We start from the raw sequence: 26,508 nt of genomic DNA, 5'->3' as shown, positions 1-26,508 counted from the left end.
AATCGTTAAGGAGTGAATAATCATGGCAACATTAACTGAAGTTAAAAATGGTGTTCGAATTGAAAAAGATTTTTTAGGTGAAAAAGAAGTACCGAATTATGCATACTACGGCGTACAAACAATGCGTGCAGTTGAAAACTTCCCAATTACAGGATATAAAATCCATGAAGGTTTAATTAGAGCGTTCGCAATTGTAAAAAAAGCTGCAGCGCTTGCTAATACAGATGTAGGAAGATTGGAATTGAGCAAGGGCGGCGCGATCGCAGAAGCTGCTCAAGAAATTCTTGATGGAAAATGGCATGATCATTTCATCGTAGATCCAATCCAAGGCGGAGCAGGTACTTCAATGAATATGAACGCAAATGAAGTCATGGCCAATCGTGCTCTTGAATTATTAGGAATGGAAAAGGGAGACTATCATTATATTAGTCCAAATAGTCATGTAAACATGGCGCAATCAACAAACGATGCATTCCCAACGGCGATTCATATCGCAACATTAAACGCATTAGAAGGTTTATTACAAACGATGGGGTATATGCATGATGTATTTGAATTAAAAGCAGAGCAGTTCGATCATGTTATTAAAATGGGTCGTACACATTTACAAGACGCTGTGCCAATTCGTCTTGGACAAGAATTTAAAGCGTATTCCCGCGTACTTGAACGTGATATGAAACGTATCAAGCAATCACGTCAACATCTATATGAAGTAAATATGGGAGCAACTGCAGTTGGTACAGGCTTAAATGCAGATCCAGAATATATTGAAGCAGTTGTAAAACATTTAGCTGCAATCAGTGAATTACCACTTGTTGGTGCAGAAGACTTAGTAGATGCAACGCAAAATACGGATGCATACACAGAAGTATCAGCAGCACTTAAAGTATGTATGATGAATATGTCTAAAATTGCGAATGACCTTCGTCTAATGGCATCAGGTCCGCGTGTTGGTTTAGCAGAAATTATGTTACCAGCTCGTCAACCAGGTTCTTCTATTATGCCAGGGAAAGTAAACCCTGTTATGCCAGAAGTAATTAATCAAATTGCGTTCCAAGTAATTGGTAACGACCATACAATTTGCCTTGCTTCAGAAGCAGGACAATTAGAATTAAACGTTATGGAACCAGTACTTGTTTTCAACTTACTTCAATCTATTAGCATTATGAATAACGGTTTCCGTGCCTTTACAGATAATTGCTTAAAAGGAATTGAAGCGAATGAAGATCGCTTAAAAGAGTATGTTGAGAAGAGTGTAGGAATTATTACAGCCGTGAACCCTCATATCGGTTATGAAGCAGCAGCTCGCGTTGCGAAAGAAGCAATTGCAACAGGTCAATCCGTTCGAGAACTTTGTGTGAAAAACGGTGTACTGTCACAAGAAGACTTAGAGTTAATTCTAGATCCATTCGAAATGACACACCCAGGGATTGCAGGAGCAACTCTTTTAAAGAAAAATTAAAAGAAGAGGGGGGACAATCCCCTCTTTTTTGTTTACAATATAGAAATGCTATATATGAATAGAGGTAGGGATGTTATGAGTAAGTTTACAGTAGCTTCTAATGGTTCATTAGAAACGACATTAAGAGGAGTAGAAGTATTATCAACACCACTTTTAAATAAAGGGGTCGCTTTCACGCAAGAAGAGAGAGAAGAATTAGGTTTAAAAGGGTTATTACCGCCAGCGGTTTTAACATTAGAAGAACAAGCACGCCGAGCGTATGAACAATTTTGTTCTCAGCCGGACGATTTATTAAAGAATGTATACTTAACAGCGTTACATGATCGAAACGAAGTGTTATTTTATCGTATATTAACAAATCATTTACGTGAAATGTTACCAATCGTATATACACCAACTGTTGGTGTAGCGATTCAAAGATATAGTCATGAATATCGTAAACCGCGTGGTGTGTATTTATCAATTAACGATCCGTCGGGTATTGAAGAAGCATTTGCGAATATCGGTGCAACAGCTGAAAACATTGATTTAGTCGTTGTAACAGATGGAGAAGGCATACTTGGAATTGGTGACTGGGGTGTTGGTGGTATAAACATCGCAATCGGGAAATTAGCTGTTTATACGGCCGCAGTTGGTATCGATCCTAGCCGTGTATTACCGGTAATTTTAGATGTGGGTACAAATCGTGAGGAACTATTAAACAATCCATTTTATATTGGAAATCGTCACCCTCGTATAACTGGTGAAGCTTACGATGAATTTATTGATACATTTGTACAAGCAGTGAATAAACAATTCCCGAAAGCACTTTTACATTGGGAAGACTTTAGCTCTCGAAATGCACGAAAAATTTTAGATAAATATCGTCATGATATTTGTACATTTAATGATGATATTCAAGGTACAGGTGCAGTTTCACTTGCTGCTGTGTTATCGGCAGTGAAAGTTTCGGGTGTACCTTTAAGTGAACACCGCGTTGTTGTGTTTGGTGCTGGTACGGCTGGAATCGGTATCGCAGATCAAGTTAGAGATGCAATGGTCCGCGTTGGCGTATCAGAAGAAGAATCATATAAGCGTTTCTGGTGTATTGATCGTAACGGGTTAGTTACAGATAATATGGAAGATCTTCTTGATTTCCAAATTCCATATGCAAGAAAAGAAGCGGAAGTAAGTGAGTGGAAACAAAATGATGTGATCGGACTTGCTGAAGTTGTGAAGCATGTAAAACCGACAATTTTAATCGGTACATCAACTGTTGCAGGAGCATTCAAAGAAGAGATTATTAAAGAAATGGCTTCTCACGTAGAAAGACCAATTATTTTACCGATGTCGAATCCGACGCCACTTGCTGAAGCAAAACCAGCTGATTTAATCGAGTGGACAGAAGGAAGAGCATTAGTTGCAACAGGAAGTCCATTTGAACCAGTTACATACAACGGTGTAACGTATGTGATTGGACAATCAAATAACGCACTTATTTTCCCAGGTCTTGGTCTTGGAACAATTGTTGTACGTGCAAGCGTCATGACGGATGGAATGTTCGCAGCAGCTGCTGAAGCAGTTGCAAGCATGGTAGACACAAGTCAGCCAGGAGCACCTATTTTGCCAGAGGTTGAAGAGTTACGTAATATCTCGGAAATGGTTGCAATTGAAGTAGCGAAAGTTGCCGTTGCAGAAGGTGTTGCTAGAGAGAACTTAAGTGATAACGATATTAAGATTGCAGTGAAAGAAGCAATCTGGGAACCAGAGTATCGCCAAATAAAAGCGGTAGAAAAGGTTAGAATATAGAAATAAAGCCCGTTTATAAAAATAAGCGGGCTTTCACTTTTATTACCGAAAAAAGTATAGGAAGTGGCACCTTTGAATTGGAATCAATTATGGAAGAAAGATATATCCCTTTTAATTATATTAATGGTTGTTGTTCCGATTGCTGGAGAGCTTAATTTTCATCCTTTTAACGATACGTTTCGCGTTAGCTTTGGGACACCGCTTTTCTTCTTTTTATTATTATTTTTAAGAAGAATACCAGCAGCGGCTGCAGGTATTCTTGTCGGTATATGTGTCGTTTTATTCCGTGTATGCCTTGATTGGATCATGCAAGGTTCATTTCATATGACAGAATCATTTTATTTGCGCTATCCTGTGTTCTTTTATTATTTTATTTATGGAAGTCTTTTTTCACTTTGTAGGGTGAATAAGTTTCATCAGAAACCAATCGTTATTGGGTGCCTTGGAATTACAATTGAAATTATCGCAAGTATGTCAGAACTTGCGATTTATCATATGGTAGTACTCGGTACAACAATAACAGTTTCTGAAGTGAATAAATTAATTATTATTGCTATTTTTCGTAGTTTCTTTGCACTTGGCTTTTTAAATATGATGATTTTATATGAAACGAAATTAAAAGAGTCACAAGTCCGAAAAGAAAATGAAAAAATGTTCATGCACCTTTCAAATTTATATGTAGAATCTGTTCACTTGAAAAAAACGTTACAAAATGCAGAATTGATTACACAAGAAGCATATCAACTATATCGAAATTTACAGACAGACGATGATTCCAGTAGTAAAACAGCATTGAAAATAGCAGGAGAAGTGCACGAAATAAAAAAGGATAATCAAAGGATTTTTGCAGGATTATCTAAACTGTTATTAGATAAAAATGTGACTGAGTATGTAGAAGGACATGAGCTTACAGAAATGATCGTAAGAATAAATGAGAAATATGCTGAAATGCTAGGGAAAGATATACGTTTTTCAAAACATATAGAAGGTGAACACGCTGCATATCACGTGTATACAGTGCTATCAATCTTTAATAACTTAGTTGCCAATGCAGTGGAAGCAATTGAAGATAGAGGTCTCATTCGTATTAAGTTATATAAACGAGAGCAACATGTAATCTTTGAAGTAATTGACGATGGCCCTGGTATTGCACAAAAGTATAAGAAATTAGTATTTAAGCCAGGGTATACTTCCAAGTATGATCAGACAGGAACACCGTCAACAGGTATTGGACTTTCTTACATACACGAAATGGTAACAGAGCTCGGCGGAGAAGTAAGGTTAGAAGACAATGAAACTGAAAAAGGGTGTAAGTTTATCGTTTGTTTACCGGAGTGCAGTTTAAAGCGGGAAGGGGAATAGGTTTGTTTTATTATATTGTAGATGATGATGAAGTTTTCCGTTCAATGCTTTCGCAAATTATTGAGGATGGCGATCTTGGGGAAGTAATTGGAGAATCGGAAGATGGAGCGTTTATTGAAGCAGAACAGCTAAATTATAAAAAAGTAGATATTTTATTTATTGATTTACTAATGCCGATGAGAGACGGCATTGAAACAGTTCGTCATATAGCGTCTTCATTTACTGGGAAAATTATTATGATTTCCCAAGTTGAATCGAAACAGCTCATTGGTGAGGCGTATACACTTGGTGTGGAATATTATATTACAAAACCACTAAATAAAATAGAAGTAGTATCTGTTGTACGAAAAGTGATGGAGCGTATTCGTTTGGAACGTTCTATACATGACATTCAAAAATCATTAAATAATGTGTTTCAGTGGGAAAAGCCGCCAATGCGTAGTGAAACAGTACAAGAAGGAAAAAAGATATCAGATTCAGGACGCTTCTTACTAGCAGAGCTTGGTATTGCGGGAGAGAACGGAAGTAAAGATTTACTTAGTATGCTGGAATATTTATACGGACAAGAAAAGGCGCAAACATTTGAATTTGGCTTTCCTGCGTTAAAAGATATTTTTCACTATATTACGATAAAAAAATTAGGGGATGAAGCTTTACATACGGATATTGATAAAGAGAAAAAAGCATCTGAACAAAGAGTCCGCAGAGCAATTTATCAATCATTGAATCATTTAGCCTCCCTCGGACTAACAGACTTTTCAAATCCAAAATTTGAAAGCTATGCTCCGAAATTTTTTGATTTCACTGTAGTTAGAAAACGGATGACAGAAATGACAAAGGATGAAGTAGCAACTTCTGGCCATATACGAATTAATACGAAAAAATTTATTCAAGTGTTATATTTTGAGGCGAAACGGTTGATGGAGATAGAGTGAAGAAGGTGCTTATAAATAAGCATCTTTTTTTGTTCAATCAATATTTTATATTTTCTCGTAGAGCATGTAAAATGTTAAGTAAGAGAAAATGGTTTTACATTAAGGAAGTGTCAAAACAATGAGTTTTACATTAAATAAATCGATTATTAAAGAAGTATGTGGAGAGACCTCATATAAAAGAGGCGAAGCTTATTATAAAGCAAATAAAGTAATCGTGAATCATTATGATGAAACGAAAGAAATTTGTGAGGCGACGGTAAAAGGGAATGAGGATTTTCATGTTACAGTAGAAAAAGCTAAAAAAGGTGATGTAGTTGCGAGATGTAGTTGTCCTTCATTAGCGTCTTTTCAAACGTATTGTCAACATGTTGCAGCCGTACTAATACAAATAAATTATAACCAGCAAACGGGCGGCATGTCCGAAAATATGAGCGGAAATGATCAATTAACGAGCGGGATGTTTCAGTTGTTTGCAGACAAACCACTTAGGCCAAAAAGTAAACAACACCGTTTTGATACACGTGAAATATTAGATGTGGCTTTTATATGTTCACCAGTGGATACGAAAAGTGGTGGGGCCCTTCTTGGAATTCAGTTAAAACTTGCGCAAACATATTTTATAAAGCATATTAGAGAATTTCTTTCTAAAGTGGAGAAAAGAGAGACTTTTCATTGTTCTAATGAATTTACATACACACCAGATGTACATAGCTTCAGGCAAGAAACAGATGCGGTTATTCAGAAGCTTATTAAAATGTATCATAATGAAAAAATGTATGAAGATGCGTTAGAAGTACATGCGAAACAAGATGAAAGTATGATATTCATACCGCCAGCTTCGTGGAAAGATATGCTCTCTTCACTTTCTAAAGTTGAGTATGTACAGCTGAAACAAAATGAACAACAGTTTCAGGGCTTACAAATTTCAAACGGTTTATTGCCATTACATTTTGAGTTTACGAAAGGAAATAATGGTGGATTCACACTTCATATAGACGGCCTAAATCGTGTTCAAGTGATGGAAATGTATAACAACGCTCTTTACGATGGGAAATTATATCATTTACCTATGGAAGATTGTATGCGACTTATTGAATTGCAAAAGATGATGAGTCGCTCAAATAGCAATCAGTTTTATATTCCTGAAAGTAAGATGGAACATTTTGTAGCGAAAGTTGTGCCAGGATTAATGAAACTGGGAACCGTACGCATTGATGAAGTAATATCAGATCGTGTTGAAACGCCGTCGCTAAAAGCAAAACTGTATTTAGATCGAGTGAAAAATCGTTTGTTAGCAGGTCTTGAATTTCATTATGGAAACGTCATGATCAATCCGTTAGAAGAAGACGGACAGCCGTCTGTTTTTAATCGTGATGAGAAAAAGGAAAAAGAGATTTTAGACATTATGAGTGAAAGTGCCTTCGCGAAAACAGAAGGTGGTTACTTTATGCATAATGAAGAGGCTGAGTATAACTTTTTATATCACGTCGTTCCGTCGTTAAAAGGCTTAGTTGATATTTATGCGACGACAGCAATTAAATTACGTATTCATAAAGGGGATACAGCACCACTTATTAGAGTGAGAAGAAAAGAAAGAATTGATTGGTTATCATTTCGTTTTGATATAAAAGGAATACCGGAAGCAGAAATTAAAGGTGTATTAGTGGCTCTGGAAGAGAAACGCAAATATTACCGATTAGCGAATGGTTCTTTATTATCACTAGAGAGCAAAGAATTTAATGAAATTAATCAGTTTGTAAAAGAATCGGGTATTCGGAAAGAGTTTTTACACGGAGAAGAAGTGAACGTTCCGCTTATCCGGAGTGTAAAATGGATGAACGGATTTCACGAAGGTAATGTTTTAAGTTTAGATGAGTCTGTTCAAGATTTAGTAGAAAGCATTCAAAATCCGAAAAAATTAAAGTTTACAGTGCCGCAAACTTTAAATGCTGTAATGAGAGAGTATCAAGTATACGGATTTGAGTGGATGAAAACACTCGCCTATTACCGTTTTGGTGGTATTTTAGCAGATGATATGGGACTTGGAAAAACGCTGCAAAGTATTGCTTACATAGATTCTGTGTTGCCTGAAATTCGAGAAAAGAAACTACCTATATTAGTCGTTTCACCGTCCTCTCTCGTTTACAATTGGTTTAGTGAATTGAAAAAATTCGCCCCGCATATTAGAGCGGTTATTGCAGATGGAAATCAAACAGAGCGGCGAAAAATATTAAAAGACATAGTGGAATTTGATGTCGTAATTACGTCATATCCATTACTGAGAAGAGATATAAGATCGTATGCGAGGCCGTTTCATACACTGTTTCTTGATGAAGCACAGGCGTTTAAAAATCCTACAACCCAAACTGCAAAAGCAGTGAAAACAATTCAAGCTGAATTTCGTTTCGGGCTAACGGGAACGCCAGTAGAAAATTCATTAGAAGAGCTATGGTCTATCTTCCATGTTGTATTTCCGGAATTATTACCAGGAAGAAAAGAATTCGGTGATTTAAGGCGCGAAGATATAGCGAAGCGCGTAAAACCTTTCGTATTAAGACGATTAAAAGAAGACGTATTACAGGAGCTTCCAGATAAAATAGAGCACTTACAGTCATCGGAGTTATTACCAGATCAAAAGAGACTTTATGCTGCTTATTTAGCGAAATTAAGGGAAGAAACGTTAAAACATTTAGATAAAGATACGTTACGTAAAAATAAAATTAGAATTTTAGCTGGCTTAACAAGACTGCGCCAAATCTGTAATCATCCGGCTTTATTCGTTGATGATTATAAGGGTAGTTCAGCTAAATTTGAACAACTATTAGAGATACTAGAGGAATGCAGAAGTACTGGTAAGAGAATTTTAATCTTTTCTCAATTTACGAAGATGCTGTCTATTATTGGTCGTGAGTTAAATCGTCAAGCGATTCCATACTTTTATTTAGACGGGAGTACACCATCACAAGAACGTGTAGAGCTATGTAATCGGTTTAACGAGGGGGAAGGGAATCTATTTCTCATTTCTTTAAAAGCTGGTGGTACGGGTCTTAACTTAACGGGTGCCGATACGGTTATATTATACGATTTATGGTGGAATCCAGCTGTTGAACAACAAGCAGCTGATAGAGCATATCGAATGGGACAAAAAAATACAGTACAAGTTATAAAATTAGTAGCCCACGGAACAATTGAGGAAAAAATGCATGAACTGCAAGAGAGTAAGAAAAATTTAATCGCTGAAGTGATTGAGCCAGGAGAAGAGAAATTATCATCAATCACGGAGGAAGAAATACGAGATATTTTAATGATTTAATATAAAAAGCTATGCTTTCACATGTATGAGAGCATAGCTTTTTTAGTGTAATAATTATAATTTGTTTTGAACAAAGTAAAGAGATAATACAGAATTTATTTTTTAGTCCCTTTACTTTTATATGGCTTGGCAGCTGCCTTTTTCTTTGCACTTGATTGCCAACGATTCCATCCTTTACTTCCTGTACCTTGCCCTACACCTTTTTTCGGTTTTGCTTTCGTTTTACTCATATGATCACTCCGTTATATAAAAATCTTATTTGATAATAGTCAATGATTTAGAACATACTCTTTATAAATGACTATGATTGCTTTAAGTAAAAATAAACTGCTTGAATGTTATAGTATAACACGAATTTGCAAGTAAACTGAAAGGAATTACAAAGAAAATGAAAATAATACGAAATACTGCGGATTCTATATTTCGAACGATTACATTACTTGTTGTGTATATGTTAGTTTCGGTTAGTGAAACGTTTTTTGGATTGACAAGACAAAAGAAGTGAAGACGTTATATTGAAAACAATCAATAAAGCCGTAAAATAAAGAATTGAAAAATATTTTTAAAATTTTGTTGACTTTCTTTATTTTTTGTATAGAATAATCATTAATAAAATGTTTCAGAGATGTGACAACAAAACGACTATGAAAGGACGAGTAGTAGTAGGAAGTAGTTTAAGCGAGTCAGGGGTGGTGTGAGCCTGATACGAAGCCTATTATGAAGAACCTCCTGGAGTTGCTAACCGAAATCCTTTACAGGAAAGTAGACTTAGCCGGGAACTTCGCCGTTACAAGAAGAACAGTATCGAGATATTTCATCTCCGTATTGTATAAGTGAGCAACCTCTGTTGCTAATTTGGGTGGTACCGCGGAACCAAAGTCTTTCGTCCCAGTTTTTTGGGAAAGAAGGGCTTTTTTTGTTGGCTTCTTTTCACAACATCCAAACATTTTAGGAGGAAACCACCATGTATCAATCATTAATGACAGTAAGAGAGACTCAAATCGCAATTAAGGAAGTTAAAACATTTTTCGAGGATCAATTAGCAAAACGCCTTGAACTATTCCGCGTATCTGCACCATTATTCGTAACGAAAAAATCAGGATTAAACGATCATTTAAACGGTGTAGAACGTCCAATTGAATTTGATATGTTACATTCAGGAGAAGAATTAGAAATTGTTCACTCACTAGCGAAGTGGAAAAGATTCGCATTACATGAATACGGATATGAAGCTGGTGAAGGTTTATATACAAACATGAACGCGATTCGTCGTGATGAAGAACTTGATGCAACACATTCCATTTACGTTGACCAATGGGATTGGGAAAAAATCGTTCAAAAAGAATGGCGTACTGTAGATTACTTGCAAGAAACAGTACAAACAATTTATGGAATATTCAAAGATTTAGAAGACCACTTATTTGAAAAGTATCCGTTCCTTGGAAAGTATTTACCAGAAGAAATTGTTTTCATCACTTCCCAAGAACTAGAAGATAAATATCCAGAATTAACACCGAAAGATCGTGAACATGCAATTGCGAAAGAACACGGTGCAGTCTTCATTATCGGAATTGGTGATGCACTTCGTTCAGGTGAAAAGCATGATGGACGCGCAGCTGATTATGATGATTGGAAATTAAACGGTGACATTTTATTCTGGCACCCAGTATTACAATCTTCATTCGAATTATCATCAATGGGAATTCGTGTTGATAGTAAATCACTTGATGAGCAGTTAACGAAAACAGGTGAAGACTTCAAACGTGAGTACGATTTCCATAAAGGTATTTTAGAAGACGTACTACCGTTAACAATTGGCGGTGGTATTGGACAATCAAGAATGTGCATGTACTTCTTACGTAAAGCACATATTGGTGAAGTTCAATCTTCTGTATGGCCTGACGATTTACGTGAAGCTTGCAAGAAAGAAAACATTCATCTGTTTTAATAGAAGGGAGAGAGAATAACTCAAAGAGTTATTCTCTCTTTTTTATTGTGTAAACGAATGGTTTACAGTGAGTTTTACTAATGGTTTCTTTCTTTTTTGGATCCTTTTATGTAATAATTTGTTAAAGGAGGGGACGTTATGAGCTTAGGACAACAACTTAAAAGATTACGAGAGTCAAAAGGGTTTTCACAGGAAGATGTTGCTAAGAAAATTGGTGTAACGCGGCAAGCGGTATATAAGTGGGAAAATGATAAAAGTTGCCCTGATATTGAAAATTTGATCTTATTGAGTGAAATGTATAATGTTACGCTCGATGAGCTAATAAAAGGGAACCAAAATTTAAAAGAGAAAATACATATTGATGAAGATTTTGAGAAAGAGAATGAATTTGGTTTCTACATTGGATGTGGTTTGCTAATTGTGAGTGCTTTCCTTGATTATGAAGGAATGCAAGAGATTTTATTAGGAATTGCACTATTCATGATGGTTTTTTACTCTGACGTGAAGAAAGTTATTTTGAATGAGTTCAGATCATTTTTTTAAAGAAAAGATATATATGATAAGAAGTGAGAAGAGTCCGTTATATTTCCTAGGAAAGAGTATAACAAGTAATTGAATTGTTTTATAATGATTTCGGGATGTTGATAGTATGTTAAAAAGCTCAAACAAGTATAACCCCGTTCTAAAGCTAGGACGGGGTTCAAAATCTAAGTTTTATTAAGCGTAAAGTTCTTTCAAGTATTTTTACTTCGGCAAAGACTTCATATAAAACATTACTTATTTGTTACCGAGTTCTTCCGCCAAACCGATTAAAATACCTTCGGTTCCACGAATGTAGCAGAGTCGATATGAGTCCTCGTACTGAACTACTTCGCCAACGAGCTGAGCACCATGCTTTGTAAGTCTCGATACCATTTCGTCAATGTCTTCAACGGTGAACATGACGCGCAAATAACCGAGGGCATTTACAGGAGCTGTCCGGTGATCTGCTATAGTAGGTGGGGTGAGAAATCGCGAAAGTTCAATTCGGCTATGGCCATCTGGCGTAACCATCATAGCAATCTCTACGCGCTGAGAACCGAGTCCTGTTACGCGACCAGCCCATTCACCTTCGACAGTAGCTCGCCCTTCGAGTTTTAGTCCAATCTCCTCGAAGAAAGAGATTGCGTTATCAAGGGATTCTACAACGATGCTGACATTGTCCATTCTTAGTAATCTGTTGTTTGCCATAGTCTTTATCTCCTTATATGTATAATTTTATTAGTTAATTCTCCTCATAATTATACTAAAATCTCTTCTAAACAAAAAACACCTTGTCACAGTGTAGGAAAATGTGACAAGGTGTTTTCGGGTATAGTATAAAACATTTTGTTAACGAACAACACTTTTTAAACCCTCTACTATTGAAATATGCGCGAACTTTATTTCGAGAATGCTATCATTTTAAGAATTCAATAATGTAGTTTCTATTCGATAATATAACTTCGACTTGCCCGCAAAATATTCCGACCCTATTGCTATTAATATAGGAAGGAAATAGATTTATATAATTTATTTTAAGTTTTACTGGTGGAAATTAACTCATCTGCACTAAAGGCTCAATTTTCGCCATAAATGATTGATGAAGCGCCTCGACACCTATTACTAAATGAAGGCGGTCAATAACGACAGACACTTTAATTTCTGATGTACTTACCATTTTAATATGAATATCTTCTTCTTTTAAAGTAGTGAACATATTTGCAGCAACACCAGGATTAGAGACCATACCAGATCCTACAATTGATACTTTTGCTAAATGATTTTCATATTCTACAGATTCATAGTGAAGTGTTTCTTGATTTTGTTCTAATACCTCTAATGTTTCTTTTAAATCATTAGAATGGATTGAGAAGGAGAGGTGAACAGTTCCTTCATTTGTAATACTTTGGATGATGATATCTACATTAATATGTGCCGCTGCTAATGTAGAGAAAACTGTTGAAAGTGCACCTTGTTCCAATCCTTTCATTGTGACGCGTGTAATATTATCTTCAAATGCAATACCTTTAACGATTGATTGTTGTTCCATGTTACATTCTCTTTTTACAATTGTTCCGTTTTCTTGTTCCATACTTGAGCGAACTTCTAACATGACATTATGATTTTTAGCAAACTCAACAGCACGCGGGTGTAATACACCAGCACCGAGGTTTGCTAGTTCTAGCATTTCGTCATAAGAAATTTCATCTATTTTATAAGCATCTTTTACAACTCGTGGGTCCGTCGTATATACACCGGTCACATCCGTGTAAATATCACATTTTTTTGCTTTCAGTGCAGCAGCTAATGCAACAGCAGTTGTATCAGAACCACCACGTCCAAGCGTTGTAATTTCATGTTCTTTACTGGCTCCTTGGAAGCCAGCTACAATAACAATCGTACCTTCAGTAAGATAAGATTGAATTCGATCTGTATGAATGTCAGTAATCCGTGCACTACTATGTACAGATTCTGTCGTAATACCAGCTTGCCATCCTGTTAATGAAATCGCGTTATAACCTTTTGCTTGTAGTGCCATCGTTAATAATGAAATAGTAACTTGCTCTCCTGTTGATAGAAGCATATCCATTTCGCGTTTACTCGGATTTTCTGAAATCGCGTCAGCAAGTGCTACGAGTTCATCTGTGCTTTTTCCCATTGCTGAAACGACAGAGACGATGCTATGTCCTCGTTCATATTCTTCAATAATTAAATTTGCTACATGTTGAATGCGCTCAACGCTTCCAACAGAAGTGCCACCAAATTTTTGTACAATCGTTTCCATTACGAATTCCTTCTTTCATCCATTTTTAAGAATAGATTAGGACATATATAGATCCCAATATTCCTGTAGTTACCAGAGAAAAAACAAAAAACACCATCTCAAATAAGTGAGGATGGTGCTGTTACAGGAAAAGGGAAACAGAAAACGGAGCTAATAAAAAAACCGCCAAAAAAGGAATACCATAAAAATGATATCTCTTTTTTGTAGATAGCTCTTCATACATACACGTCTGTACATATGACAGTTCTGTTTCTATTCGAAAACAGCCCCAATCGATAAATGCAGAGAAATGTATCGATTTCGGCAATACTTCCTTTCATCTAATTTCATAGACATCTCTGTGTCTCCATTAGAATACTCATAAGTATCGCAACCTCTATCTCACGTTTTAGGCGAGAGTGTTTGATTTATGAAGTTGTTGGTAACATTTGTTTTATAATAATTTAAATTTTTCGGGGAATCAAGTGTTTTATATATATTTTAAAAATTATTTCTATTTCTGAGAAAGTTTGTGAAAAATGTAGCAAAATAAATTCATTGCATGTACATTAAAATTATAGTGCATTGGAGGTGGAAGAATGAAGGGGAAAAAGCCTATTTATGTTTCGGCAGAAATGAACACAACAATGGAGAAATTATGGGAATACACGCAAGAACCACATATACATACAGAATGGGATGCTCGCTTTACTGAAATTTCATATTTAGAGAAAAAAGAAGGAGAACCACAGAAGTTTTTATATAAAACAAAGATCGGATTTGGACTTGAAATAGCTGGGGAAGGAGAATCGATAGGTGAAATAAGAAAAGAAACGGGAGAACGTATTTCTTCTTTAAAATTTTGGACGGATAATAGATTATCTCTTATTCAAACAGGGCGTGGTTATTGGAAGTATACCCCTCGTAAAGAACACATTCATTTTGAGACGCAATATGATTATGATACGAGGTTTGGTCGTATAGGGAACGTAATAGATTTTTATATGTTTCGGCCGTTATTAGGCTGGGCGACTGTTTGGAGCTTTGATGCTTTAAAATTATGGTTAGAAAAGGGATTGCACCCTAGGTTACTAATTAGAAGAACAATGACATATTGGCTCGTATGTTTTTTATTTGCTTTTGTATGGATATATCAAGGAATAGTGCCGAAACTAATGTTTACCCATTCAGAAGAAGTAAAGATGTTATCTGTGATAATTGGTTCAACGGAACATAGTATTTTTGTACTTAAAATAATTGGATTACTAGAAATTATTTTTGGTGTCCTATGGCTGTTGCCATTTCCAAAACGAAAAGTATTTATCGTACATATTTTTATGTTAATAGCCTTAACGATAGCGGCAGGGCTTACGAATATTGCAAGCTTTACAGAGCCGTTTAATCCAATTACATTAAACGTTCTACTCATGGGATTATCAATTGTCGGTTATATAAATAGCGCGAATTTGCCAAGTGCAAAAAAATGCAAGAGGAAGAGAAAGGGATAATGTATGGTTAATATGTATGAAAGACTATTAGGGGATTCTTATAAAAAGCTTCATCCAAAATTACAGAAACGCTATGAAATTACAGAAGAAAATAGTTTTACTGGAGAAGGAAAGATGGATGAGATTTATGGTGGTTCTTTTTTCGTAAAATTCATATTAAAAATTGCATCAAAGTTCCGTATGTTTTTCTCTGAGCGGGGGAAGGAAGTGCCATTTACAATACATAATACCGCTGAGCGGGATGAATATGGACATGAACTTGTGCGGTGGAATCGTACTTTTTATTTTCACAATAAGAAAAGATATTTTAACGCCGTTATGCAGTTGGATGAAGAGAATAATGAAATTGTAGATTGTTTTGGTGAACCACACATACTTGTTTCTACATTGAATTTTCATATTGATGAGGTGGGGGCAATGCATATTTCCTCAAAGAAACAATGGTTTTACATGTTTGGCAGAAAAGTCCCGTTACCTAGATTCTTATACGGAGAGGCCAACATTGTAGAAAGTTATGATGAAACACGACAATGCTTTCGAATTCATGTACAAGTACGCAATCCGTTAATCGGTTCATTATTTTCATATAAGGGAACATTTGTGGAGAGGAAATAAATGATATGAAAAATATAATAGTTGGGCTTGCTTGTTATATTGTTTTTCTAATATGTGAGTGGACAAATGTAAACCCAGTTGAAGCAATTATTTTATTATCTATTTTGTTATTTATACCRATGTCATTTTGCATTCTTGATAAAAAGACAAGAAGTGGATCATATGTATCCTTTTATAAACTAGTATCGCTTTTATATCCAATCGCAGCAATTAGTGCAATGTTAGCTTTCGTAACAAATCACTATTTCTTTGCATTACTTTGGTTTGTATATACAGGAATCGTTGCGTTATTCGGTGTAAGTAGAGTGCTAGAAAGAGGATGGAAACCGTTAGAGGAGACAGCTATCGATAGTGCGTTTATGTATTTGTTTTTAGGTGGTTTCTGGTTTTTTGCTTCTGTAGCAAAGCTTTCCATTATGCACTTTAGTTCCGACATTGTTTTGCTTACAGCTGCACACTTTCATTATTCGGCATTTCTATTGCCGTTATCAGCTGGTTTAATTGGGAGGAAAAGAGAAAAGAGAAGTAAAGTATATGATGCTATTATGTTTGTCATCGTCATTTCACCTATGACAGTTGCAATAGGGATTACGTACTCAAGGATATTTGAATTTTTTGCAGTGTTCCTATATTTATGCGCGATTTATGGTTATGGGATGTATGTTTGGCGCACGAAATTTAATGCTATTAGTGCAAAGATTCTCCTAATCATATCGTCTAGCACACTCATGGTAACAATTATGTTTTCACTTATATATTCGTATGGGAATTTGAAACATGTAATGACGATTACAATTGCTCAAATGGTTTGGATTCACGGTGTTGTCAATGGAATTGGAGTAGCGTTACCAGCATTTGTCGGCTGGTTGATTGAAAAGAGTGCTCCAAATTATAAATATTACGGGAAACCAATGAGTAGGTTAAGAGGAAATGTGACAGTTGGAGAAGCATTTTTACATAACAGAAATTTAATAGATAGCAAGGAATACAAAGGTTTAGTTGATAATATGAACGATTTTCATAGTGAGGGATTTGACATGGCAAAGATTCCTTTAAGTATTACTCGTTTTTATGAAAATACAAAAGAGTATGAGTTACAATCGCATATTAAGTGGGCTCGTTGGTTTCGTCCAGTTGCATTTTGCTATGAGAAAATGAGTAAGTGTGTAGGACAAATACATTTAGGAATGGGCGGTAAGTGGGAAACGATGCATGGCTCTATCGTTGGGATAATAGATGAGAAAGATGGAAGGGAGAATGTAAGGGCTTGGCTAAGAAAAAATGAAGCAGGAGAATCTATTTTTGTAGCTCTTTACTCAAAGCATACATATATGAACGAGACATATATGAATATTACATTACCTTTACCATATTCGAATATGACAGGGATTTTGAAATTATGTAATAAGAGTAATGATTTAATCATTACTAGTAAGCTGAGAAGCAATGGTAAGGGAGATGAGGGGATTTATTTGCATACTCGTTTCTTTACAATACGTTTACCGTTAGCAGAGACTTTTATTATAAAAGAGCGCACGGATCATATACTAGAAGCTAATCATAGAATGTGGATATTTGGAGTTAAGTTTTTAGAAATTGATTATGAAATTAAGAAAATAGAGGAGAAGTAAGAAAAGCTTGGAGAGATTCCAAGCTTTTTTACGTATGCGTAATTGTCATAGCAACTTGTTTATCTAAGTCTCGGTCCCAAACACGTTGAATTTCAAACGTACCTTTTTCAAAAAATAATGGGAATCTCTCTTTAAACCAATCTTGCATAGGAAGATTTAATGCTGTATCAATTGGCACCCATAATAATTCGCCCTCAGGAGGATTCATAAGAAGTTCGCCTTCAAATGAGTCTGTCCAATAATTAAATACCATATATCGAACGTTTTCTTTCGGATTTACGTATTCATCTAATCCCTTAAAAGTTAAATTTGAAACAAGTAATCCAGTTTCTTCTTTTACTTCTCGTTTAGCAGCGTGAACGATACTTTCTGGGAAATTTACTTTTCCGCCAGGAGCGATGTAACCAGGGAATCCTAGATGATCGGGGCGCTGTATTAGCAATACTTCGTTATTCCGCTGAATCATACACATTGTATACATACGGTGTTCTATATCTTTCCAATTGTTGCTCATATGAATCTCTCCTCTTATAAAACCGTATAGTTTTTAATTATAGTTAAATATGACAAAAAATACAATAATAATACAAAATTATACAAATTACAATTGACTATTACTAATTTTCAGAACTATAATGAGTCTGTTACATAAAAACATTGTACTTGAGAGGGGAATATATTCTATGAAAAATAGAATAATCGCAGCAGGATTAATCGCAGCTAGTATATTATCTTATTCATCTAGTAGTTTCGCACAAACAAAAAAATTTCCAGATGTCATAGCTAAACATTGGGCAGAAGATTCTATTTACTATTTAGTAGAGAAAGGTGCAGTTACAGGTAACGATAAAGGAATGTTCGAGCCTGGAAAAGAAATCACTCGTGCCGAAGCAGCTACAATGATGGCTAAAATCTTAAACTTACCAATCGATAAAAATGCTAAACCATCTTTCGGTGATTCTCAAAACGATTGGTACACTCCATTCATCGCAGCTGTAGAAAAAGCTGGTGTTGTTAAAGGGAAAGGCCCAGGCGTCTTTGACCCAACTGGGAAAATTGACCGAGTTTCAATGGCCTCTCTTCTTGTAGAAGCTTACAAATTAGATTCTAAAGTAAATGGTACTCCAGCAACTAAATTCAAAGATTTAGAAACATTAAATTGGGGTAAAGAAAAAGCGAACATCCTAGTTGAATTAGGAATCTCTCTTGGTACTGGTGAGAAGTGGGAGCCTAAGAAAACTGTAACGAAAGCAGAAGCAGCACAGTTTATTGCAAAGGCTGATTCACTTAAAATAGGCAATCCTTTAGTAGAACAGATGATTATTATTGATCCAGGTCATGGAGGAACAGATCCTGGGAAAGCAACACAAGGATTACATGAGAGTGATATTGTATTAGATACATCTAAAAGATTACAAAGTTTAATAGAGAAACATACTCCATTCCGTGTGATGTTAACACGTGAAACAGATATTCGTCTTGGTGAAAAACAAGGAGAAGACCTTAAAAATCGTGTGGATTTCGCGAAAGAACATAATGGAGATATTTTTGTAAGTATCCATGCAAATGCTTCTCAAAAACATGATGGACATGGCACAGAAACTTTTTATTATAAAGGATCTGAAAAGAAAGAATTAACTGAGCGTGAAAAAGATAGTTATATGTTAGCTGATAAAATACAAAAGCGATTAGTTAAAGCTCTAGATACAAGAGATCGTGGTGTGAAACCAGAAGACTTTTATGTACTAAGAGAAAATGAGATGCCAGCAGTACTAACGGAGCTAGCATTTTTAGATAACAGCGCGGATTATGAGAAGTTAGCTTCAGAATCTGGAAGACAAATAGCTGCTGAGGCAATTTATGCGGGTATTTTAGATTATTATGAGTGGAAAGGTTTTGATGTTTCAAAATCTCGTTTAACGAAATAACAATGTTGATTGTTAAGTCCATCGTCTATATAGAGGTGGGCTTTTTATGTAAGTTTTTGTAATTTTATATCGAAATAGAAAGATATATCGTATTATGCTGATTATGAATAAAATAATGGTAGATTAGTTTATTTTTATCACGTATACTTTTACTGTTGACTAATTAAGAGTTTGTTAGTTTAATAGGGAAAATTATACGATAAAGGGAGGCAAGTTAACACGGTATAAGCATATAGAAAACGTGTTAAACAATTTATGAAAAAAGTTATTTCTAATGTGTTAGCAGTGACAGTCGCACTTCAAGTAGTACTGGCTCCAGCAACTTCGTTTGCATCTACAAAAGAATTTCCAGACGTTCCGAAAAATCATTGGGCACTTGAAGCGATTACTGATTTAACGTCAAAAGGGGTTATTGCAGGTTACGATAATGGTAAATTTGGCTTTGGAGATGTTGTAACTCGTGAGCAAGTAGCAGCATTAATGTATCGCGCATTAAAACCAGAATTAAAAAGCGATTATAAAAATCCATACTCTGATATTAGCGCAGGAACGACGATGTTCCCAAAAGAAATTTTGGCATTAACAGATATGGGGATTTTCATAGGTGATGGTAAAGGGACGTTTAGACCGAAAGAATCATTAACTCGTGCTGAAATGTCTGTTATTTTGCAAAGAGCATTTAAATTAGAAGTAAAAGCACCACATACATTTAATGATATAGATGCAACACACTGGTGGGCAAAAGAAGCAATTAGTGCATTGCAATCCAATGGTGTATCGGTAGGAAATGGACTTGGAGGATTTGATCCATCAGGTATATTAACACGTGAAAGCTATGCGCAATTATTATATAAAGCGATGAAAATTAAAAATGATGTTCCTGTTGAACAGCCATCGTATATTAATCTAGACGTAACTTTGCCATCTAACGTAACGGCACTAGAGATTGATAATTTTATTAAAAAATCTCATTCGGATAGTCCACTTATTGGAACTGGTAAAGATTTTATTCAAGCACAAAATGAGTATGGTGTGAGCGCACTATATTTAGCTGCACATGCAATCTTAGAATCAGCGTACGGTAAATCAGAAATTGCATATCGTAAACATAATTTATTTGGCTTAAGAGCATATGACCGTGACCCATTTGCATATGCAAAATATTTACCGTCATACAAGGAAAGTATTTCTTACAATGCTGATTATGTAAGGAAGAACTACTTAGAAGAAGGTGCTAATCATTTTAATGGTTACACATTACCTGCTATGAATGAAAAGTATGCAACAGATAAAGAATGGGCTGGCAAAATCGCTAATATTATGGAGCGTATTAAACCGTTTAACAAGAAAGATTATGAAAATGTAAAACGATTACCGAAAAATCCTAATACATTAAATGTAGAGGCATTAGGAAAAGACATCCCATATAAAGATTATGCAAAAGATGCAACGGCTACGGTTCAATTAGTAGGTTCTTACTATCAAGTGCCATATCCATTTGGTTATACAATTAAGAGTGTACCAAATATTACACAAAATGAAGTTGGAAAATTAGAAAATGGTAAGAAAGTAACTGTATATCGTGAAGATCCAAACGGTTGGGTAGAATTTTCACTTGAAAATACTCAAGAAAAATATTGGACATTGAAGAAGAACTTAAAATTATAGACAAAAAAGGTGTTTTCATTTATGAAAACACCTTTTTATATTTTTGCCAATAATTTAACAGTTTCATATATAATTAAAGGTATTAAAGTTTGAATTTTCCGTTAACTAAATTTGAAAAGAGGAGAGAGGTATGCAAGGAGAAATATGAACAGAGAAAAATGTAAGTCATGTTGGTAAATTGATATTGCCGGTTAAAGCGTCACCACATTTTAAATTTTTGTGGATTGGGCAATTACTTTCGACTTTAGGTAGTTCGATAAAGATGGTTAGCTACTGTCATAGGTGCGAGATAACGATTATAACACTAGCTATTTTAGTACTTGTAACAATTGGAATAGCGTTATGTGTACCACGTATTCGACGATTTGATTAATGATATAAGGGAAAGGGGAACGACTTATATGATTATAGGAAACTTGAAAGATATAGTAATAAAGGAATTGGCCAGCCAATACACTTTGCATGAAAAGGTCTTTGAAGCAAAAAATTTCACAGTCTATATCGCCACCCATAGAGAAAATAAGCTAACATATAATCAACTAGTATTAGTAAAACATCTTTGTAACGAAAAGCCTTCCGTACATATTTGGGACAAGAAAATTAGTACGGAAGCAACAGAACTAGAAATTACAGAAGAAGTGACGGAAGCGATTCAATCTGGTTTTATAAATGAAGAATAAGCCCTAATCAAATTAGGGCTTATTCTTCATTAAACACAAATGTTTGTTTCATTTGTTCCCCCTCATTTACCGGATGACCGTTGTATGAGAAATTTCTTTCTTCCCAAGTAATGACGACTTTAAAATTATGGCTATTAAAGTCTAAAGGGAATACGATGTAGTCAGAGCTTGTCTGACTTTTAGAAACGTTGCTATGTAACGTAGTAGGATTAAAAATAGCTTTAGAGGTAGGAGTGTTATCAAGTATTTCCACTGATACATTTGATACATCATTACCGATGTTTTTTATGAGTAAACTATATGTATCATATACCCCCTTTTTTGGCTGCGCTGCTTGCTTGTTTGCGTTATGAGATTTATCAATTTCGATATACCACTGTTTTGACTTTGATTCAATTGGTAGTGATTGAAATGTGTAAGCACTTGCTTGTATTGGTAGTGCGAAACAGATTAGTGCAAAGAGAGAGAAAATTTTTCTTTTCATTTTTAGAGAGCTCCCATTCTGTAACGGATTTATTTATTAGTATCTTCTCTTTATGTGAGTATATACCATATAATGTAAGGTGATATTTATGACCCTCATGAATGTAATTTACATTTTAAATGCGAAAATTAACTGCTGTATTCTTTATGAAAACTGTGTAGAGATTTTTCTACACAGTTTTTTCTGATGAGAAAATTTTCCAATATTATGTTAAAATATCATTGTCATACAACAAGGGGGATTTGTTTTATGGAAAATGGATATCTTGCTAACGTAGATGTAACGAAAAGAATTGAATCGAAATCTAAGTACAATAAGAAACTTGAAAAATATCAAAGGCGCTTATTAGCATTGCAGCAAATAGTAAAAGAAGAAAAAATCGCAGTTATGCTCGTTATGGAAGGCTGGGATGCGGCTGGAAAAGGCGGAGCAATTAAGCGAGTGACGGAACATCTTGATCCGCGCGGGTTTCAAGTAAATCCAATCGGAGCACCAGCACCTCATGAAAAACGGTACCACTACTTGCAACGTTTCTGGCGAAAACTTCCTCAGTACGGGCAAATTACTATTTTTGATCGCTCATGGTACGGCCGCGTGTTAGTTGAGCGTGTTGAAGGTTTTGCTACAAAGGAGGAGTGGACGAGAGCGTCTGATGAGATAAATGATTTTGAAAAACTATTAACAGATGATCATTATATAATCGGGAAGTTCTTCTATCATATTAGTAAAGATGAACAATTAAAGAGGTTTAAAGATAGAGAGAAAAACCCTTTGAAAAGATGGAAAATTACAGACGAAGATTGGCGTAATCGTGAAAAGTGGGCCGAGTATGTTGAAGCAATGGAAGACATGTTTGAAAAAACAAATAAGCCAAATGCGAAATGGCAAATTATCGCAAGTAACGATAAATTATACGCACGTTTGAAAACGTTGAAAGTTATTATTTCATTAATTGAGGATTACCTCTTAGAACATAATATAGAATTACCTTCGTATTATTATGAAATAAAAGATGGAAAGACAGAAGGCTTTGAAACTATTCAAGATGAAGTTGTAAAATAGTACAAAGCTTGTATATGAAATATAAAGTAGAGCCACCCTGTAATTTTAGATAATAAAATTACAGGGTGTTTTTATTTAGAAACATTTTACAATTAACGGAATGAGGTATATAATCAATAATCATATTAACATTGTTAATATGATTATTGATTATATACAGTATGGAGGTTTTATTTTGAAGGGAAGAGATGTTGTTTTAGGCTTGTTAATGGGAAAAGAAATGTCTGGTTATGATATTAAAATTGTGTTTGAAGACGTATTTACTCATTTCTTTGATGGGAGTTTTGGAATGATTTATCCAACGTTACGACAGTTGGAAAAAGAGGGGAAAATCAAGAAAGAGGTTATTATGCAAGAAGGGAAACCGAATAAGAAAATGTACTTTATTACAGATGAAGGGCGTGAAGAGTTTTATCAGTACATGCAAACAGATGTAGAGAAAGATGTTTTACGTTCAGATTTTTTAATGAGGATGTATTTCGGTAATTATAGCGATGACAAGGCAATAAAAAAATGGATTGCGGACGAAATTGAAAGGAAAGAAGCATATATTGCGGATCTTCGTTTGAAATATGAAAAGTGGAGAGAAGGTATTACTTTTGTTGAGGAAATTTCACTCGATGTAGGTATTGCATCGTATAGTGCTCAAGTAGAGACATTGAAAAGAAAACTAGAGCAACTAGAAGCAAAAGAACACGATAAAATGGAAGAATGAAAAACACGTTCATAATAAATAAAGGGGTAGATGAACATGGAGCAATCAAAGGGTATTAAGATTGTCTTTTTAATGTGCTTAGGTATATTTCTTTGTATGATTGATACGACAATTATGAATATAGCTTTACCAGCGATACAAACGAGTGTAAATACTTCACTAGAGAAGATGTCTTGGGTATTAAATGTTTATACAATGACAATAGCAGTACTCGCTATCCCGCTAGGGCGGATAGCTGATATTTTTGGGAAAGCAAAGATGTATATTCTTGGTTTGATCATTTTTGGCGGCGGGTCAGTACTTTGTGCTTTTGCTAATACGGGCGATTTTCTTATCTTTTCTCGCTTTGTACAAAGTGTAGGCGCAGCGATTTTATTTCCAACTAGTATGGTAATTGGTGTATCAGCTATGCCATTAGCTAAGAGGCATGTTGCACTTGCAATTTTAGGCGTAACACAAGGACTATCAGCTGCGATGGGACCAGTAATAGGTGGAATTATTACACAAAATTTCGGTTGGAGATGGGTGTTCTTCGTAAATGTTCCAATTTGTATTCTTGGAATCATTTTATGCTGCTTTATGCTACAAATAAAAAATGAAGAACGTATTATCTCAAAAATAGATTGGATAGGATTGCTATTAAGTAGCACAGCAATTTTTTCTTTTACTCTCATATTAGTAAAAGGCAATACATGGGGATGGCAAAGTAATATTGCTTTGTCTTGTTATGCAATTAGCACTATTTCTCTTATTCTATTTGTTTTAGTAGAACGAAAGATTCATAATCCAATGGTGAATTTAAAGTTATTTCAAGATCGAATGTTTGTCGGAGCGTCTATCGTTGTCATATTAAGTAATTTATTTTTAATTGGAGTTACTGTATTGCTTCCGACGTTCTTGACGAAAATACAAGGCCGAACGGAAATTGAAGCAGCTTTTTTAGTGACACCTATTTCAGCGATGATATTTTTTGTCTCACCAGTTGCAGCAACTTTAATTAAAAAACTTGGAAAAGTAACTATTATTTTGTCAGGCTTTCTTGTTATGGGCTTATCTTATTATTGGTTGCAAATGATTGATGTTAATTCAACAAATATAGAAATTATTATTCCATGTATGATATTAGGTGTTGGGTATGGTTTAGTAGTAGGTCCAATTACAGTTTTAAGTGCTTCTTCGTTTGAAGGGGAATTATTAACCGCTTCTCAAAGTGTTGTCTCGATGTTGCGGCAAGTAGGAATTGTATTAGCAGTTGCAATATTTGTATCTAACTTAACGCATAATTTAGCTGTAAATAAAGAGAATGTATATCGTTATGCAGAAGAAAAAGTGCATAATATTCATGTGGATAGCTCACAGCAAGCTGAAATACTACAAGTAACAAAAGAAAAAATGGAGAACCAAAGTATAGAACCAAGTGTAGAAAAGCATCAAAATAAAACATTTGTAGGGTTAAATAAAGAGAAAAAAGATGCATTAATTCACCAAAAAGTGGATGAAGTATTAAGAGAAATTCCAGTAGAATATAGAGATGTAAAAAGAGAAGAAGTTATGAATCAAGTGACAAAAGAAGTTGAAAAACAAGAGGGAAATATAAAGAAAGAGGTACTCGCATTTTCGAATGATGTGAATCACTATGCTCAAAATCAGATGGCAATGAGTTTTACAGATTTATATAAAGTAAGTGTGCCGATTATCTTAGTTTTTGCTTTAGTAAGTTTGTTATTTTGGGAAGGAAAGGCTTTAAGTAAAAGAAGGGAAAAAAGGATAGTAGGGGGATTGTAAGGGAAATAGGCTAAATATGAATTTCACTCTAATTATTGAAAGTTGGTTATTAACAAAGGAAAGAACTCCACGGACGAAACGTGAATGGCGAAGTTCTTTCCTTTGTGCTTATAGGCATATGTGTCACTATCATTAAGTATTTACTCTCATTCATTATCAGCCAAAATCAAAGATGAACTGAATAGTATGAATAAGTATTTTTACATACAATGAATAGGTACGTATCAAGTTCAAATATAGGATGCATAATATTATTTTTATAGGATTCTACATATGTTTTCAAGGTGGGCTTTATAATATGTCTATAAAACATATAAATCTGGTGACAAGATTTTTATAGAATTATTTGCTCTTGCATCACTATGTTATTGGGGCTTTCAATTTTTTGGGGATGTATATGGGAAATATGTTTTTGGTATTGGTTCACCACTACTTTTTGGGATAATATGGGGGCGGTTCATTGCACCTAAAGCATCATTAAAATTGACAGAACCATATAGGTTTATGTTAGAAATCATATTGTTTGGAGTTAGCTCTGTTGCTCTATATACTGTTGATCAAATAACCTTTGCTATTATTCTTGCAGTGTTATTTATAATCAATCGCACTTTAATCATTGTTTGGAAACAATAAATTTACTACGGTATCTATATAAAATCATATGTTATGTAGTTTCGCATTATATTATTTAGCTTTAATAATGCAGAAGAGAAGTGTTAAAAATTAGGGGATTATTATTTGAAGTGGAGGAGCAATAAAATATGAATAAATTTAAGAGTTATAAATTTGGGGATTTTGTTGTTCTATAGTACATTAACAAGGGGGATTAGTTTTATAGA

The 26,508-nt window shown here is 34.9% G+C and carries 21 protein-coding genes, 2 pseudogenes, 1 riboswitch and 1 other annotated feature; of the genes and pseudogenes, 18 read left to right on the top strand and 5 right to left on the bottom strand.

The features are described from left to right. Positions 1 to 22 precede the first annotated feature (22 nt). The 5 genes from aspA (at position 23) to AC1DMU_RS14790 (ending at position 8,860) form a co-directional block, all read left to right on the top strand. Entirely contained in the window at positions 23 to 1,462 is a 1,440-nt protein-coding gene (gene aspA, locus AC1DMU_RS14810; protein WP_048543319.1) for an aspartate ammonia-lyase, read from the top strand. 75 nt (positions 1,463 to 1,537) lie between these two features. After that, positions 1,538 to 3,250: an oxaloacetate-decarboxylating malate dehydrogenase gene (gene malS / locus AC1DMU_RS14805; RefSeq protein WP_002096733.1), complete on the top strand. Its 1,713-nt coding sequence runs from the start codon at positions 1,538 to 1,540 to the stop codon at positions 3,248 to 3,250. Between the two features lie 63 nt (positions 3,251 to 3,313). Then, positions 3,314 to 4,612: a sensor histidine kinase gene (locus tag AC1DMU_RS14800; RefSeq protein ID WP_088062960.1), complete on the top strand. Its 1,299-nt coding sequence runs from the start codon at positions 3,314 to 3,316 to the stop codon at positions 4,610 to 4,612. Positions 4,613 to 4,614: 2 nt separating this feature from the next. Continuing rightward, the gene (locus AC1DMU_RS14795) at positions 4,615 to 5,547 is read left to right on the top strand and encodes a response regulator (RefSeq protein WP_048543316.1); all 933 of its coding nucleotides are present in this window, start codon (positions 4,615 to 4,617) and stop codon (positions 5,545 to 5,547) included. A 118-nt stretch (positions 5,548 to 5,665) separates the two neighbouring features. Then, positions 5,666 to 8,860, top strand: coding sequence for a DEAD/DEAH box helicase (locus AC1DMU_RS14790; RefSeq protein WP_088062961.1), 3,195 nt, complete (start codon positions 5,666 to 5,668; stop codon positions 8,858 to 8,860). A 95-nt stretch (positions 8,861 to 8,955) separates the two neighbouring features. On the opposite strand, the gene AC1DMU_RS14785 is transcribed toward AC1DMU_RS14790, so the two are convergent. Beyond that, a complete protein-coding gene (locus AC1DMU_RS14785; RefSeq protein WP_000047588.1) occupies positions 8,956 to 9,090 on the bottom strand; it encodes a DUF3934 domain-containing protein in 135 nt (44 codons plus the stop codon). A gap of 405 nt (positions 9,091 to 9,495) precedes the next feature. After that, positions 9,496 to 9,754: a binding site (T-box leader), on the top strand. A gap of 70 nt (positions 9,755 to 9,824) precedes the next feature. Here AC1DMU_RS14785 and asnA point away from each other — a divergent pair. Further along, entirely contained in the window at positions 9,825 to 10,808 is a 984-nt protein-coding gene (gene asnA, locus AC1DMU_RS14780) for an aspartate--ammonia ligase (protein ID WP_000284898.1), read from the top strand. 138 nt (positions 10,809 to 10,946) lie between these two features. Further along, positions 10,947 to 11,351: a helix-turn-helix domain-containing protein gene (locus tag AC1DMU_RS14775; RefSeq protein ID WP_088062962.1), complete on the top strand. Its 405-nt coding sequence runs from the start codon at positions 10,947 to 10,949 to the stop codon at positions 11,349 to 11,351. A 234-nt stretch (positions 11,352 to 11,585) separates the two neighbouring features. On the opposite strand, the gene AC1DMU_RS14770 is transcribed toward AC1DMU_RS14775, so the two are convergent. Together AC1DMU_RS14770 and AC1DMU_RS14765 are read right to left on the bottom strand one after the other, a co-directional pair. After that, entirely contained in the window at positions 11,586 to 12,038 is a 453-nt protein-coding gene (locus tag AC1DMU_RS14770; protein ID WP_087983092.1) for a VOC family protein, read from the bottom strand. 346 nt (positions 12,039 to 12,384) lie between these two features. Next, positions 12,385 to 13,614, bottom strand: coding sequence for an aspartate kinase (locus AC1DMU_RS14765; protein WP_088062963.1), 1,230 nt, complete (start codon positions 13,612 to 13,614; stop codon positions 12,385 to 12,387). 200 nt (positions 13,615 to 13,814) lie between these two features. Continuing rightward, positions 13,815 to 14,001, bottom strand: a riboswitch (Lysine riboswitch). A 191-nt stretch (positions 14,002 to 14,192) separates the two neighbouring features. Here AC1DMU_RS14765 and AC1DMU_RS14760 point away from each other — a divergent pair. Genes AC1DMU_RS14760 through AC1DMU_RS14750 form a run of 3 tightly spaced genes read left to right on the top strand, consistent with a single transcriptional unit; the run spans position 14,193 to position 17,347 of the window. Continuing rightward, entirely contained in the window at positions 14,193 to 15,101 is a 909-nt protein-coding gene (locus AC1DMU_RS14760) for a DoxX-like family protein (protein ID WP_088062964.1), read from the top strand. A gap of 3 nt (positions 15,102 to 15,104) precedes the next feature. After that, positions 15,105 to 15,716, top strand: coding sequence for a DUF4166 domain-containing protein (locus tag AC1DMU_RS14755; protein WP_088062965.1), 612 nt, complete (start codon positions 15,105 to 15,107; stop codon positions 15,714 to 15,716). A gap of 5 nt (positions 15,717 to 15,721) precedes the next feature. Next, positions 15,722 to 17,347, top strand: coding sequence for a YndJ family protein (locus AC1DMU_RS14750; protein WP_088062966.1), 1,626 nt, complete (start codon positions 15,722 to 15,724; stop codon positions 17,345 to 17,347). 28 nt (positions 17,348 to 17,375) lie between these two features. Here the strand turns inward: AC1DMU_RS14750 and AC1DMU_RS14745 are convergent, their stop codons facing one another. Next, positions 17,376 to 17,861, bottom strand: a complete 486-nt coding sequence (locus AC1DMU_RS14745) for an 8-oxo-dGTP diphosphatase (protein ID WP_088062967.1) — start codon at positions 17,859 to 17,861, stop codon at positions 17,376 to 17,378. A gap of 169 nt (positions 17,862 to 18,030) precedes the next feature. Here AC1DMU_RS14745 and AC1DMU_RS14740 point away from each other — a divergent pair, with 169 nt between their 5' ends. The 4 genes and pseudogenes from AC1DMU_RS14740 (at position 18,031) to AC1DMU_RS14725 (ending at position 21,623) form a co-directional block, all read left to right on the top strand. Then, entirely contained in the window at positions 18,031 to 19,275 is a 1,245-nt protein-coding gene (locus AC1DMU_RS14740) for an N-acetylmuramoyl-L-alanine amidase (RefSeq protein ID WP_088062968.1), read from the top strand. A 255-nt stretch (positions 19,276 to 19,530) separates the two neighbouring features. Further along, positions 19,531 to 20,943: an S-layer homology domain-containing protein gene (locus AC1DMU_RS14735; RefSeq protein WP_087983078.1), complete on the top strand. Its 1,413-nt coding sequence runs from the start codon at positions 19,531 to 19,533 to the stop codon at positions 20,941 to 20,943. 130 nt (positions 20,944 to 21,073) lie between these two features. Further along, positions 21,074 to 21,211, top strand: a pseudogene (locus AC1DMU_RS14730) (MFS transporter); the annotation flags it as partial. A gap of 133 nt (positions 21,212 to 21,344) precedes the next feature. Continuing rightward, on the top strand, positions 21,345 to 21,623 hold the full coding sequence (locus AC1DMU_RS14725; RefSeq protein ID WP_088062969.1) for a hypothetical protein: 279 nt from the start codon (positions 21,345 to 21,347) through the stop codon (positions 21,621 to 21,623). Positions 21,624 to 21,642: 19 nt separating this feature from the next. Here AC1DMU_RS14725 and AC1DMU_RS14720 read toward each other — a convergent pair whose 3' ends face one another. Continuing rightward, entirely contained in the window at positions 21,643 to 22,107 is a 465-nt protein-coding gene (locus AC1DMU_RS14720) for a hypothetical protein (RefSeq protein ID WP_088062970.1), read from the bottom strand. Positions 22,108 to 22,356: 249 nt separating this feature from the next. Between AC1DMU_RS14720 and AC1DMU_RS14715 the strand changes: the two genes are divergently transcribed. From AC1DMU_RS14715 to AC1DMU_RS14700, 4 genes and pseudogenes are all read left to right on the top strand, one after another. Continuing rightward, on the top strand, positions 22,357 to 23,169 hold the full coding sequence (locus tag AC1DMU_RS14715) for a polyphosphate kinase 2 family protein (RefSeq protein WP_088062971.1): 813 nt from the start codon (positions 22,357 to 22,359) through the stop codon (positions 23,167 to 23,169). Positions 23,170 to 23,344: 175 nt separating this feature from the next. After that, positions 23,345 to 23,884, top strand: coding sequence for a PadR family transcriptional regulator (locus AC1DMU_RS14710; protein WP_088062972.1), 540 nt, complete (start codon positions 23,345 to 23,347; stop codon positions 23,882 to 23,884). Between the two features lie 36 nt (positions 23,885 to 23,920). Continuing rightward, positions 23,921 to 25,669, top strand: a complete 1,749-nt coding sequence (locus tag AC1DMU_RS14705; RefSeq protein WP_088062973.1) for an MFS transporter — start codon at positions 23,921 to 23,923, stop codon at positions 25,667 to 25,669. 298 nt (positions 25,670 to 25,967) lie between these two features. Then, a pseudogene (locus AC1DMU_RS14700) lies at positions 25,968 to 26,302 on the top strand (YrdB family protein). Positions 26,303 to 26,508: the final 206 nt, after the last annotated feature.

Source organism: Bacillus sp. 01N45, assembly GCF_056399205.1.
The sequence above is the reverse complement of the archived record's forward strand: the minus strand, read 5'-3'. Positions and strand labels throughout refer to the sequence as shown.

What these genes read in the sequence shown, in the direction of transcription:
- aspA (WP_048543319.1), top strand. Translation starts at nt 23, where the DNA reads ATGGCAACATTAACTGAAGTTAAAAATGGTGTTCGAATTGAAAAAGAT.
- malS (WP_002096733.1), top strand. Translation starts at nt 1,538, where the DNA reads ATGAGTAAGTTTACAGTAGCTTCTAATGGTTCATTAGAAACGACATTA.
- AC1DMU_RS14790 (WP_088062961.1), top strand. Translation starts at nt 5,666, where the DNA reads ATGAGTTTTACATTAAATAAATCGATTATTAAAGAAGTATGTGGAGAG.
- AC1DMU_RS14785 (WP_000047588.1), bottom strand. Translation starts at nt 9,090, where the DNA reads ATGAGTAAAACGAAAGCAAAACCGAAAAAAGGTGTAGGGCAAGGTACA.
- asnA (WP_000284898.1), top strand. Translation starts at nt 9,825, where the DNA reads ATGTATCAATCATTAATGACAGTAAGAGAGACTCAAATCGCAATTAAG.
- AC1DMU_RS14775 (WP_088062962.1), top strand. Translation starts at nt 10,947, where the DNA reads ATGAGCTTAGGACAACAACTTAAAAGATTACGAGAGTCAAAAGGGTTT.
- AC1DMU_RS14770 (WP_087983092.1), bottom strand. Translation starts at nt 12,038, where the DNA reads ATGGCAAACAACAGATTACTAAGAATGGACAATGTCAGCATCGTTGTA.
- AC1DMU_RS14765 (WP_088062963.1), bottom strand. Translation starts at nt 13,614, where the DNA reads ATGGAAACGATTGTACAAAAATTTGGTGGCACTTCTGTTGGAAGCGTT.
- AC1DMU_RS14760 (WP_088062964.1), top strand. Translation starts at nt 14,193, where the DNA reads ATGAAGGGGAAAAAGCCTATTTATGTTTCGGCAGAAATGAACACAACA.
- AC1DMU_RS14755 (WP_088062965.1), top strand. Translation starts at nt 15,105, where the DNA reads ATGGTTAATATGTATGAAAGACTATTAGGGGATTCTTATAAAAAGCTT.
- AC1DMU_RS14745 (WP_088062967.1), bottom strand. Translation starts at nt 17,861, where the DNA reads ATGAGCAACAATTGGAAAGATATAGAACACCGTATGTATACAATGTGT.
- AC1DMU_RS14740 (WP_088062968.1), top strand. Translation starts at nt 18,031, where the DNA reads ATGAAAAATAGAATAATCGCAGCAGGATTAATCGCAGCTAGTATATTA.
- AC1DMU_RS14735 (WP_087983078.1), top strand. Translation starts at nt 19,531, where the DNA reads ATGAAAAAAGTTATTTCTAATGTGTTAGCAGTGACAGTCGCACTTCAA.
- AC1DMU_RS14725 (WP_088062969.1), top strand. Translation starts at nt 21,345, where the DNA reads ATGATTATAGGAAACTTGAAAGATATAGTAATAAAGGAATTGGCCAGC.
- AC1DMU_RS14720 (WP_088062970.1), bottom strand. Translation starts at nt 22,107, where the DNA reads ATGAAAAGAAAAATTTTCTCTCTCTTTGCACTAATCTGTTTCGCACTA.
- AC1DMU_RS14715 (WP_088062971.1), top strand. Translation starts at nt 22,357, where the DNA reads ATGGAAAATGGATATCTTGCTAACGTAGATGTAACGAAAAGAATTGAA.
- AC1DMU_RS14705 (WP_088062973.1), top strand. Translation starts at nt 23,921, where the DNA reads ATGGAGCAATCAAAGGGTATTAAGATTGTCTTTTTAATGTGCTTAGGT.